The organism is Gammaproteobacteria bacterium, assembly GCA_022340215.1.
Taxonomy (GTDB): Bacteria; Pseudomonadota; Gammaproteobacteria; order JAJDOJ01; family JAJDOJ01; genus JAJDOJ01.
Window position 1 is genome coordinate 1 of the sequence record JAJDOJ010000257.1, and the last position, 12,365, is coordinate 12,365.

10 protein-coding genes are annotated in these 12,365 nt (G+C 52.0%); all 10 read right to left on the bottom strand.

The annotated features are described in order from the left end of the window. The coding region (locus LJE91_17585) for a PQQ-dependent sugar dehydrogenase (protein ID MCG6870474.1) at positions 1 to 2,520 on the bottom strand (2,520 nt) is incomplete at its 3' end. A 362-nt stretch (positions 2,521 to 2,882) separates the two neighbouring features. After that, positions 2,883 to 3,602 carry a sulfotransferase family 2 domain-containing protein gene (locus LJE91_17590; protein MCG6870475.1) on the bottom strand — a complete coding sequence of 240 codons (720 nt, stop codon included), beginning with the start codon at positions 3,600 to 3,602 and terminating at the stop codon, positions 2,883 to 2,885. Positions 3,603 to 3,884: 282 nt separating this feature from the next. Continuing rightward, entirely contained in the window at positions 3,885 to 4,634 is a 750-nt protein-coding gene (locus LJE91_17595; GenBank protein ID MCG6870476.1) for a sulfotransferase, read from the bottom strand. Next, positions 4,631 to 6,007, bottom strand: a complete 1,377-nt coding sequence (locus LJE91_17600) for an O-antigen ligase family protein (GenBank protein MCG6870477.1) — start codon at positions 6,005 to 6,007, stop codon at positions 4,631 to 4,633. The genes LJE91_17595 and LJE91_17600 overlap by 4 nt, the downstream gene beginning before the upstream one ends. A gap of 60 nt (positions 6,008 to 6,067) precedes the next feature. Then, positions 6,068 to 7,018, bottom strand: coding sequence for a hypothetical protein (locus LJE91_17605; protein MCG6870478.1), 951 nt, complete (start codon positions 7,016 to 7,018; stop codon positions 6,068 to 6,070). Between the two features lie 55 nt (positions 7,019 to 7,073). Further along, positions 7,074 to 7,820 carry a sulfotransferase gene (locus LJE91_17610; GenBank protein MCG6870479.1) on the bottom strand — a complete coding sequence of 249 codons (747 nt, stop codon included), beginning with the start codon at positions 7,818 to 7,820 and terminating at the stop codon, positions 7,074 to 7,076. A 62-nt stretch (positions 7,821 to 7,882) separates the two neighbouring features. Continuing rightward, on the bottom strand, positions 7,883 to 9,262 hold the full coding sequence (locus tag LJE91_17615) for an alkaline phosphatase family protein (GenBank protein MCG6870480.1): 1,380 nt from the start codon (positions 9,260 to 9,262) through the stop codon (positions 7,883 to 7,885). A gap of 102 nt (positions 9,263 to 9,364) precedes the next feature. Further along, positions 9,365 to 10,564 carry a metabolite traffic protein EboE gene (gene eboE / locus LJE91_17620; GenBank protein ID MCG6870481.1) on the bottom strand — a complete coding sequence of 400 codons (1,200 nt, stop codon included), beginning with the start codon at positions 10,562 to 10,564 and terminating at the stop codon, positions 9,365 to 9,367. Positions 10,565 to 10,721: 157 nt separating this feature from the next. Then, a complete protein-coding gene (locus tag LJE91_17625) occupies positions 10,722 to 11,600 on the bottom strand; it encodes a TatD family hydrolase (protein MCG6870482.1) in 879 nt (292 codons plus the stop codon). 33 nt (positions 11,601 to 11,633) lie between these two features. Further along, positions 11,634 to 12,365, bottom strand: a 732-nt coding sequence (locus LJE91_17630; GenBank protein ID MCG6870483.1) for an EboA domain-containing protein, incomplete at its 5' end; no start/stop codon positions are given.

Sequence of the window (12,365 nt, forward strand, 5' to 3'; positions counted from 1 at the left end):
ATAGGTGGGGGTCACCGAACACGTCCCGGTTCCCGACGGGCAACCGGCTTCCTCCGCGGAGTACCACTCATTTACCCTCTTGGTCCCCGTGCTGTCGGCAACCTTGAGCCGGTACCGCGTGGCAAAGGGATCCGCGTTCCAGGTGTACGCAGGTGTCCGCTCACTGATCGTCCCGCTGGGCGAAACGAGGGTGACGACCCCCGGGTCACCACCAGCCTGGCTCACATTCACATTGACCGTCGTAACCGCTTCGGGATTGGTCAACTCGCTGTGATTTGCGTTGACCAGCGCAGCCCTGATCAGATGAGCCCCGTCAGCAACATTATTGAATACGAATGTTCCTGTCAGGTTGTGCTCTGCGATGTAGGGTTCACTATCGATGGAGAAATGAACATGGTCGTATCCGGTCCCAAGGATTTCATACTGGACAGTAACATCCGTGCCCACGATGGTTTCTCCTTCGACAGGAGAAGAGATCGTAATTGTCGGCGTAACGGGCGGACCAACACTGCACGCGCCACCCTCAAGCACATACGTTGCCACTACAGTCAAATCCGTGTCCGGGACGACGATATCGTGCTTCGCTGCGCCTCCATCCGACCATGAGTCGAACGTGTATTGAACATCGTTTATGCAGGCGGTGCTCAGCGCGTCGACGTTGTGCTGAAAATCAATCAGCGTGTCATAGACGACAGGTGTGACTTTCGGAATCTCGTCCAGATAGATCGTCTGCCCCGGCGGGATGGTTTCGAGACCAAGATTCACCTTGTCCGGGAACGCGAATACCGATGCCGTATCCGTCAATCCGTCGGAATCCTGCACGTCCACAATAAACTCGTAGCGTGTACTGTCGTTCCAGTCGTGCCCCGTTGTTTCCACATAGAGTGAACCGATCGAACCACTGTAGGCCGGGCCGGTGTGAAAGTGATCGTTGTGGTGAAACAGGATCTCCCAACTGATATTTGCCTCGCCCAGCGTCCCGTCGGCATCGGTGGCCGAGGCGCTAAAGGGTATCGTCTCTCCCGCACGAAATGTCGTGCCATCCACGGGCGTCAGCAGGGTAACTTCAGGGGCAGAACCGACATCGATCTGGATTGGCTGGGACGCAACCGTAGTCGCCCCGTCCGAGACCTGCAGGACCGCACTGTAACTGCCATTACCATTGTAGGTATGTGAAATGACGGCCCCATCGGCTTCGACTCCGTCGCCGAATATCCAGTGATAGGTCAGTGGGTCGTTTTCGTTGTCCGTTGCAACACCAGTGAAGGTCACATCCAGTGGGTCTGCTCCACTGATCGGGTCGCCACTTGCCTGCGTGATCACGGGCGGCTGGTTGCCGCCGCTGCCGAGATAGCGGATGCGGCGTATCTTCGCACCGGCGCCGAAACGTGTGTAGTAGAGCGCCCCGTCCGGACCCTCCTTCAGGTTCGTGATCTTGTCCGCACCCGCATGAAATGCGAAATCGCCAGATACACTGCCGCCCCCGCCAAAGGTCAGGTAACGGATTACGCCACGCGCATAATCACCGTAAAAGTATGCGTCCCGAAAGGATGCGGGAAACACCGATCCTTCGTAGACGAATCCTCCCACAATCGCGGCCCCGACCCCGGCGTGGTCATAGGAGAAAAGGGGGGCATCGAATTTGTCGAACGGTGCCGGAAGCGCAGGGCTGGTCGGATTGCAGGTAGATCCTTCGCAGTTTGGCCAACCGTAGTTGGCTCCCGCCCTTCCAACATGGACGTCCTCCGTCGCCGTGGCTTGATCGTTGCCCCCGACCTCTCCCATCAACAACCGGTTCCGTTGCATGTCCCAGCTGGACCGAAACGGGTTCCGGATGCCGAATGCCCAGATTCCTGGTACCGCATTGGGTTCGATGGCCGAAAAATCGGGATTGTCGGACGGGATCGTTCCATCCTTGTTGAGGCGATAAACCTTACCACCCGTCTTGGTAAGGTCCTGAGAGATATTATTCTCGAATTTATCCCCGATCACGAAGTACAGCTTGCCATCCGGGCCAAAGACAATGGAGCCGCCCAGATGACAACACCCGATTGCGTCTACATTGTCCTCCCAGATGATCTGTTCCGAACCCAGGTTACCCCGACTGCTGGTGCCTCCCGAATTCTCCACGTGCTGGAACCTGGATACCCTTGCCCGATTGGTCGATCCGTTTACATAGTACAGATAGAAGTAGTTGTTGCTGGAGAAATTCGGGTCCAGTGCGATGTCCAGCAATCCGCGCTCATCATCCGAATTGATGTCCGTGATGACCATATAGTCGACACGGCCGAGCGGTGGCTTATCCTGCGGATCAAAGATATGAATCTCGCCGGTCTTACGCAGTGCGAGCATCCGGCCGTCAGGCAGAAACTCGAGCGCGATCATCTTGGCTTGCGCCTGGTAGAGATCTTCCTCTACGAAATCCGCTGGCAACGCAGATACGCTACCCGGAATTGCTGAGAGGAGAAGCGAAAAGACGAGAGACAGCTTCAGCGTTAACCGCAGGTGCACGGAGGACATGGCACTTCCCTATGGTGAAATTACAACATTCCCTGTCGCCTACATGGCCACAGATACGGCTAGGAACTACAGTTCAGGTAGCCGCTTACCCTAAAACTTTCGTTTATACGTTTTCAGGACAAAAACACAAGAAATTTGTGCTGATCATTCGCAGAATTGACGATTGTCAATTCTGCGACAACCGGTCGTTCCGCATTGAAAAGTCATGCTAGCGTCGGTACGATATAGCTACTTGCTGCCGAATCCGATTCGACGACTTGATAGACCGCTCGTCGCGTCAACTTATCGCGGTATAGCGGATGACGAATCGTCTTTGTTCCGCTACGCCAAATACTATAGATTAATATTTTCATCAATATCTGCTAGCGATAGTATCTCCAATAAAGCGAGCGGAACGCGTTTGCTGTGTTATAGACCAGTTTATCTATAAGCCCGACATTCCCCATATCCCAGTCGGGCGGGAACGAGTACCCCCATTTTTTCATATATGGACCGAAAATCCATTTTGCCCTCTGCCTGGTTCTCTTCGGATAATACTGGCAGAAATCCTCTGCACGGCTGCCGGTAACGTTTTTTCTTGGCAGAGGGCGCACTTGTTCTATATCCAGATCACCCAGTACCTTGGAAAGCCCCTCGTCCAATGCTTCGAACCTTATAATACGATTGAATATGTCGTGCGACAGAATACTCCAATCGTCATAAGGGATCCAGAAATAACGCATGAAATAGTCGCTGAAATCCGCATTAGCGCTGCTTATGAACTTGAACTGACTGCTCTGCTGTATACGTACAATCCAGTTGTCCTTTCCTTTTCTCCGGCCACTGGAATAATACGATCGGTGATCTGTTTTATACTTATAATATAGACTGACCGCTTTATCCATAGGGTGCCTAATACAAGAAAAAGTATAGTAATCCCTACCGTTTTCACCTTCCGGTGACCGCAAGAAATCCTCGTACGTTGCATGTTTCTTTAATATGGCTTCGCCATCGTATTTCTCACATAGTTCCCTGCTGATCGCCGTCGTGCCAGTGCGAGGTAACTCGACAAACAGGTATCTGTGTTTGTAGCTGATAATCATGGGCCAAGCCTAATTGCTAATTGTAAACTTTTCGCCAAGACAGCCCGGCGACTTCAAGATGCGGCTGAACGCCCGATTAGTCGGCCGACGGACCAAATCCCACCGCCACACGCCACCTAGGCTCGACTTCATATTAGGATGTCGGTAAAATACGGGCATATACGAAATCTTTATTCCGCAACTCCAGAGCATAACCAGATTTGAGTGTATGCAGCCCATTTTACCTGACGTCCCTGGGAAATCATCTTGGAACCGTCGTGGATGCGTGATAGTCGTCAGCACTCAGACCAAAGCGTATCCAAAATCTTTCAGATACTCATTACCAAGTTCCTGAACCCGCTCCCTGATCTGACCCCGGTAGTTTCTCCAGCGCCCTATAGAATCTGGCCTCTTAACCAGACTGATCGAAGCCTCCAAACGATCCCTGGACAGACCTGAAAAATCGACAATTTCAGGCACAACACGTTTAGGGTGCTCACACAGTTCTTCGAACCTGACCATCATACTTTGACCGGGCATGTGCTCGTCACAGTAAGTCTTACCCTTTTTGTTGGCACGCCCCCAGAACAAAATCATTTTTTCGGATTCTGTCAATGTTTGCTCGTCAGCTGAGAGAAACGCATTTACATAGGTATTCCCAGAGACAAACTCGTTACCGAGCGATATATCTCTACCATCCCTGACAACATGGATAAATTTCATGTTTGGAAATATTTGATGTATCTCTGGAAGAATCAATATAGTTCTAGGATTCTTGAATCCCCATCTCCGTGATCGCAGAGGGAAGAGAAGCCTTAATCGGGCCCTGAACTCTTCGCGCATTACATTTAGTTCCTGCTCAGACAATTTTCCGTAGATATATGGCTCAACCCATTTATTAAGCTTGCGTTTTAAAAATAGGTCATAACTGCCCCTTTTCCTGGTCAGCCGCGGCCAGCCAACAAACACACCATTACATTCGAGTATTTGCGCAAAAATACGAGTTCCAGAGTGGCCTAGGCCACCAACAATCACTGGAGATTCAATGGTCATTTCACTAGAGTCATTCGCATAGGTCCGGAGGTCGCAAGACCCGAGGGCGCTATAACAACACGCCGGTCTGTCTCGCGAGTTCGAAGACGATCCGAAAAGGCTGCCAGCACACCAAAAAGTACAAATAAATAGTGTTGGTAATCGGTTAACTTGAAACGGAGCATCTCAATCCGAATCTCGGACACAAAGAATATGCAGAGTATCAGGATACCGAGCTTTGGTAAGCCGCTGATTACATCCCTCTGTACCTGCTCTCTCCAGGGGCTTCCAATTTTAGTAGCCATTGCATAAAAGAATATCAGATATGCTAGAGAGCCACTAATGCCGAGTGTGACCGGGACAAACAGATAAAGGCTATGGGGATACCGAAGTTCCCCGTTGTTAGCATCCTGTACTTCTTTGTAGTAAGGTCCACTACCAAGTATCGGAGACTGGTTGAACTTGTTAATTGCCTGGGGCCAGGTAATAGAACGCGTATCGGGAACACCGCCTTCGATTTCTGTCTCACCCAATCTCTCGTACAATGTATTAAAATTGGTGTATTCGATCACGATATAGGATGCTCCCGTGAGCAGGATCGCGGCCACAATGCCGCCTCCCAAGACACGGCGATATCCCATCTCTTTTCCGAAAAGCACGACAAATCCCATTGCCCCAAGGACAAGTGTGACGATACCCCCCCGGTTTCCGGAGGCGATCATGAAGAATATATTCAGAAATATTAGTGAAATATAGATTGCCCTGTATCTTATCTTTTTATCTCTCAGCAGGGCATATGAAAGTATGAATATTTGTATTGCCAGGTATTCAACCATTACCCCCGTCGCCTTGAAAGGACCTACGAGCCTCCCGTCCTCCCGGTTCTCGTTCATTTGAAACTCCGATATACCGAAAAACTTGATGTCATTATAACCCGCACCTAGTTGCAATACGCTGTATATCGCGATCAATATATTCTGAACAACAAGCAGGTTTCTAAAATAGCGCCAGTCACCCGATTCTAAGGCTAGATTATAGACCATATAAAATAGCAGTATATTAGAGGCCAGAGATATAAGATAAATCACATGGAAGAACCATTTACCCGATGGCACCTGACCAAGCGATAGCGTATATGCTGCGATTAGAATCAGAAACGGCACAAACAGTGGCAGTCGCCTGAGATCGCCACGCGCAAGAAAGGCAAGAGCGGCAATATATATCAGTACAACATTTATACTTCCGTACCTGGAATCAATGACCTGAAAAGGTATGAGTAGAATCAAGGCACCCAGTGTTATTTTCCCCGGCATTTTCAGCGCGAGGACATAAATGAAGATACTGAGCACAATAGCAGCTACTGCCTGTATTACGTGACTGTTTGTTAACTCCATGACACACTCAGTTCGTGGATGGTTGCCCAGCGTCGCATTGTATCGTGACGTGGCGACTACTTATGATAGCGGCATCACATCATGGGCCGAGTAGACAGAAACCCGGAACTCATCCAGAACTCTCTGCATGGCAGACAGATCCGAACCTGAGAACCGTTCCTGCCATCGTGATACCCGGTAGGTCTGGTTCCTAAATCCTGCATTCGAAACTTTCGAGGATTGCTGGGAAGGGGCCTTGACGGTTTCCGTCTCCGGAGTCCTGTCCAATTGAAGCGAATGTGCGATTCTTGCCCACTCGATACCGGACTCTGTGATGAGTTTCTCATAGTACGCCACGGACCTTCCGGTTTCTTTCGCTTCCTTCAAGGGCAGCGCATTTTGTATGCACCAGATCGTTGTGTATAACTCAATGGTAGAGAGGTTTTTCTTCAGAAACGCCTCGTGCGCAGCAAGATAATCCTGCCAAAGCAGCGCATCGCACTTGAATAACTCCAGGGCTCTGAAATCCCATTCCGTCCCTTTCTCCAGTTGTGATGCGACAACAGCCCCGGGGTGGCGAACGACAAACAACAGACTAAGATCAAAATTTTGCTCCAGCCATCCCAGCATGAGGTTCGCTCTAATAAACTTCGTGATGACACCTGAGCGCTGACTGTGGCCATACTTCCTGAAGTTACGCCAAAGATTGCCGTATCGGCTAAGCAGCAGTCTTATCTCACGAACACTACTGAACGTGGCAATTGTCGGCATCATCCGATCCGGCCTTACTCTGTAATCCGACCAGACGCTCCTTGTTTTACACGAGAAAACTCCGTCAAGATAGGACTTGAGATCCGGAGCATCGGCGTGCCTGGGTATATAGGCGTTCGAATAGGGGCGAGCACTCGGAATTGCCTGAGGATGCAGTGGCTCGAATATTGTCCTCATATCATTGGAATCAGCCAGCGCGTCCAGAATCCAGGTCGTACCACTGCGCCCGGATCCGGCAATTACGATATTCTTTGGTTTCAAAAGTAACTTTCCAGAGTATTCATTCACACCAGACTGCAGATTTGACCACCAAGTATCAGGGAAGAAAACCGGAAAACTCCGACCCTATCAGGGCACGCCTGACATCATTGTAATTTTCTATCACTTCATCGAGGCCGCTCGTAATCACTTTCTTGTGAGGTGAAGTCAGCTCTATATCGTCGTCAAATCCCAGAAATCGTAGCATCTTCCCGGAAATCATTTCCGGCGATTCCACAAAATCCTCATAGTGGACTAAGAGATACGGATTCTCGGCGAATACAGTGGCCCAATGGTTATCCTCAGATTTAATCCTCGTCAATTCATTGAGTAATGTTTTCGTTGGAATCGTAATTCTCGCTCCCTTCTGCGACTCCCCCTTGACATGGTATATGCCGGTATTTCTAGCGTTAATTCTCGAGATGAGGGTTTTCAGCGCATTTTCCCGAATAACATGAATTATCCTAACGCCGTGCTCCCTCGCATAATCGACGACAGTCGGAGCCCTTCGGTACGGAAACCGTTTGGCCTGGCTATACATGAACTTAAATCCGACTGCATCGAATATATCGTTGTTGTAAAGTTCATGCAGAAATTTTCTAACCAAACGACGGCGAAAAACCAGGTCTTTCACCTTCCTGTCGCGCGACTGGGACACATAGTACGGATAACTGTCGGGGCCAATGCCCGGCATCAAGAAAATCTCCCCGTAGCATCTGATGGACGGATGGCTGTCCAGAGAAGTACGAATCAGCGTTGATCCTGTCCTCTGCGAACCGAGGACCATAAATCTGGTTTGCGTCATCGACCAGGGCTCCCACTCAACCGGGAATCAATTCGGCTTTAGATTCGGCTACCACCGACGACTCAGGTCAAGCAACTGATGACAAGCTTCTTGAATTGCGTCATATTCAAGCTATCCAACGCCAGGGATGCTCTGGTTCCAATCAATACCGGGTAGTCCTCGTCAACGGTCGGCAGCCGCCCGTGACTACCCCTGACCAACCCGGCGTCCAGCGGTATCACATCCATGAGTGTCCTGAATCCCAGTTTCTTCTTCAGCACCTTCCCCGCGACCTTCAACCGGGGAAGTTTGATCTGGGGATCGATAAAGAGTTCAACCGGATCGTATCCCGGCTTTCTGTGAATATCGACGGTTCTGGCAAAATCAGGAGCCCCGTCATCGTCGAACCAATAATAGTACGTGAACCACGCCCCGACATCCGCGATTGCAACCAGTTCGCCGGACCTCTCATGGTCGACGCCGAACTGCTTTTTCTCCTCTCCGCACAGCACACGATCAACACCGGCAGACTCGCATAGCAGTGTTCTGACTCGTTCTGTCTCTGCCTTGTGGCGAACATAGACATGGGCAATCTGATGGTCGGTCACCGCGAACGCTCTGGAAGCGCCAAAATCAAGCATCTCTCCGACCGGGGTGCGCCTGACGGACACGTAGCCCGCCTCACGAAGAATTCTATTAATGTGAACGGGATGCGAAACCTGCCCGATTCCATACTCGGAGACAACCAGAACGTCATATCCCAAGGCCCGAGACGAATCAATCAAATCACCCGCGATTTCATCTACTTTCCGCACATCTTCCCTGATGCGCGGGTCGCCCGGACCCAGCCTCTGAAGGTTGTAATCGAGGTGAGGGAGATACACCAGCTGCAGCGTGGGTCGGTTTCTGGACAGATCCCGCTTGGCGCACTGTGCTATCCATGCGGACGAACGCTCGTCCGCGGCCGGTCCCCAATAGTTGAAAAAAGGAAACGGCCCGAGTTCGGCCTCCGCTTTCTCCGCTTCGTCGGCTGGATTGGAGTACAGCGCCGGGATCTTTCTACCGTCTGCGGGATAGTATGGCCTGGGTGTAATTGAATGGTCGACAGCGGCGTACATGTTGTACCACCAGAACAGTTGCGAACATTCGAATCCCGGAACCACCCTGCGCGCGTCGTCCCAGACTTTCTGACCTTTGACCAGGTGGTTCGACTGCTTCCAGAATCCAACCTCAGCCAAGTCCCTGAAATACCATCCATTTCCAACGATCCCATGACCCGACGCCGTCAGCCCGGTCAGCATGGACGCCTGCGCAGTACAGGTCACTGCAGGAAATACAGGTTCCAGCCGCGCGAGGTATCCTTCGTTGATCAGACTGTTGAGGTTGGGGGTATCTTTCCCCAGCAGTGCATGCGTCAAGCCAACGACGTTTACGACGATAACCTTTGCCGTGGGACTATTCATTGTTCTCCGTCCAGGCTGGTCTAGACATCGCCACCCATTGAGGAACACAAGCTTTCTAATCGGTCCAGAGTACGGTGCCGAAGGAAAATCCACCGCCAAGGACTATAGACCAGCCAGCAACTTCCTCGCTGCCATCTGCTCCTCTACCCACTCGAGTTCAGACGCGAGCTTAGCCTGCAGATCCTCGCGATCACGTGGATGGGACGCACCCGGAATTACACCCCAGGTATACGTTTCAACCTCCAGATGGGGGGCAAAGTCGTCGTTATCGGAAAGAAAGTCCAGGGCACGGAGCAGGGAACGCCGAGTCGTCCCCAGAGAATACTCCTCAACGCGATCCAGCATGACTGGAACGTGGAAATGCACCCGCCACGATGAATTCCTCGGGAACGCCGCATCTGTCAGGGCCTCCGCGAGATCCATCTTCCCGTGAATTTCATTCCCGACCCTGGTGCGAACCTGATGAAGGTAGCGATCCTCCGAAAATCTTTTCAGCTTTCCCCTGACTTCGGGTCTCGCGGGATCAAGAACCGTCAATGCACTGGACAACTGAATCTTGCCGACACAGACCTCGTTCTTGCGAAATTTCGACAATGCATCGTAAACATCCTCGAACATCACTGCCTGATGACAGACATCAAAGCACACCGCGAGATACTTTCGAACCGTGTCCTCGGCAACACCGCGGGCCGCACCCACGTTCGGCAACTCGTCGGAAAACAGCTGCACCATACGAGAGGTAGTCTCTATGACGCACCCGGGCTCCATTTCAAGGCAAACCTTGATCCGCCGGCCCGTAGACTTCTCGAGATCAGCCAACCATGATGCAATATCCACGAGGTTTTCTAGTGCCTTGTGGTGTCGCCCCACGTTCCATTGCGGCTGGAATCCGAGAGGAAGGGTCGACAGAGTACCGACGTGACATTCTTCGGGTAGTAGCCTGGCCATCAGGGTAGCCAATGCCCTTGTATACGCGACGCGCGCTGATTGAGCCCAGTCTGGCGAATAAACCTTTTCCTTGACAACGCGATCGTGAAAATTCCCGTAGGGAAACCCGTTCGTCGAGACAACCCTGATGTTCGCGGCGTCGATGCGTGCTGCGAAACTACGGAAGGCGGCATCGTCCTCCAGAAGTTCCACTACGACCGTATTGGGTAACCAAAGCCCTGCGTACAACCGATCGAGCCCGCGCCTCTCGCGCACACTCCTGATATCGGTTTCGACAACGTCGAACACCTCGCCAGCCGTGGCACAAGGGTGCACGTTACTGCAGTATGCAATGTTCTCGCTCTTCCACCGCATTACCAGGGAATTCCCGCACGGTTGGCCTTATCGGCTCATCGCCGGCTTGTGTGATGTGCTCCCGCGCCGGCCTGTCTGCGACTTCATGACTGCTGCGGCGCCGGTATCCCGCCCTGTTTCCGAACGGCAAGTCCGCTCAGATCCATTCGCAAACGGTTCAATCCACCACGGGCATCTGGCCCCGCAATACCGAGTTATCCTCCCAAAGCTCGGTTTGATCGATCTTGACAGGCACCAGTTCCTCCAACGTGATATTTCCACTCTGCGAATAGAATTCGACCGGATTACTGAACAGTACGAGTTCCACCTGTTCCTTCGTAAACCCGTTGTTCAACATCTCTTCACCGGTCTTCGGTACATTGAGAGGATCGCTCCGACCCCAATCCGCGGCGCTGTTCACCACCATCTTTTCGGTACCATACTTCTGGAGCAGCTTAACCATTCTCTCGGGAGACATCTTGGTATGGGGATAGATGGAATGTCCTCTCCAGCAACCCGTATCGAGGACCAACGGTAATGTCTGTTCGTTGAGGTGATCGATCAACACCGTCTCGGGATCGATACCCACCTCCTTGACCAAAGCGATCGTCCTCTCGGTGCCCCTGACCTTGTCTCTGTGAGGCGTATGGACCAATGCCGGCAGCTTGTGCTCCATGGCCAGGGTCAGCTGCTCCGCAAAAAACCGCTCTTCCTCAGCCGAGATGTCGTCATAACCGATCTCTCCCACTGCCACGACCCCATCCTTCACCAGATACCTCGGCATCAACCTCATCACGTCTTCCGCCATCGGGATATTGTTAGCTTCCTTGGGGTTGAGGCCTATCGTGCAATAGTGTCTGATGCCGAACTGGCTTGCGCGGAATCGTTCCCAGCCGATTAATGTATCGAAATAGTCAATGAACGTCCCGGACTGGGTGCGTGGCTGTCCCTGCCAGAACGCCGGTTCGACAACGGCAATGACACCCGCAGCCGCCATCGCTTCATAGTCGTCTGTCGTTCTTGAAAGCATGTGAATATGTGGATCGATATATCGCATGTTTGCACCCATGTCTTAGGATCGGTACGTATTCTAAGTCCCAATGCGGTTTAGAATGCCCAATACGGAATCATCAGTCTCCTGCCCCAGCCTATCCTTGACATATTCGTTCCACTCTGTTGATCGAGACAGATTCCTCTCTATTGCCATCGCTGCGTAGAATCGATGTCGGGAATCCGGTCCCGAACCGTACTCCCTGAGGAAGTCCGCTCCGCGACGGCTCATACTGCCCGCAAGCGCCAGCCAGATATCCGTGGGAACATCCCTCCCGGCATCCTTCAGTTCCTGGATGTAGTCCTCGCACATTCGCGACAAATCCGGATTGGACCGTTCTTCCAGACCGGGCATATCGACAATCGCAATACGCATAAACAGCGCCTTCAATACCAGGCCATTGAACTCAGAGTCGCTGAATCGGCGCGATGGATAGGTGTTTCCATTCAATAGCGCGGACAATATTTTCCTGCTGTTTGTTCGTGTCGCGTCGAGCGCCAGTGGCTTGAATCGTTCATTGTCGGGCAAGAGAACAAGCGACTTGATGATGGCTTCCTTCTCTGCGTCGTCGGAGTAGCGATACACCTTCCAAACAGCCTCTTCCAGTCTAGCCTCCTCCATCCGATTCAAGTGCAGCAACCTTGCGAGCACATAGACTCTTCCCAACTCCGCCATCGTCCAGTGCCGGGAAACAGCATGCGCGACACCCCAGACCTCATCGGGATTACCAACGACGTGGCTTCCCAATGCCCTCCGCGCTCCAGAGATCAA

Excerpts from the sequence above, each read along its gene's own strand:
- LJE91_17590 (MCG6870475.1), bottom strand. The coding sequence starts at position 3,602 with ATGATTATCAGCTACAAACACAGATACCTGTTTGTCGAGTTACCTCGC.
- LJE91_17595 (MCG6870476.1), bottom strand. The coding sequence starts at position 4,634 with ATGACCATTGAATCTCCAGTGATTGTTGGTGGCCTAGGCCACTCTGGA.
- LJE91_17600 (MCG6870477.1), bottom strand. The coding sequence starts at position 6,007 with ATGGAGTTAACAAACAGTCACGTAATACAGGCAGTAGCTGCTATTGTG.
- LJE91_17610 (MCG6870479.1), bottom strand. The coding sequence starts at position 7,820 with ATGACGCAAACCAGATTTATGGTCCTCGGTTCGCAGAGGACAGGATCA.
- LJE91_17615 (MCG6870480.1), bottom strand. The coding sequence starts at position 9,262 with ATGAATAGTCCCACGGCAAAGGTTATCGTCGTAAACGTCGTTGGCTTG.
- eboE (MCG6870481.1), bottom strand. The coding sequence starts at position 10,564 with ATGCGGTGGAAGAGCGAGAACATTGCATACTGCAGTAACGTGCACCCT.
- LJE91_17625 (MCG6870482.1), bottom strand. The coding sequence starts at position 11,600 with ATGCGATATATCGATCCACATATTCACATGCTTTCAAGAACGACAGAC.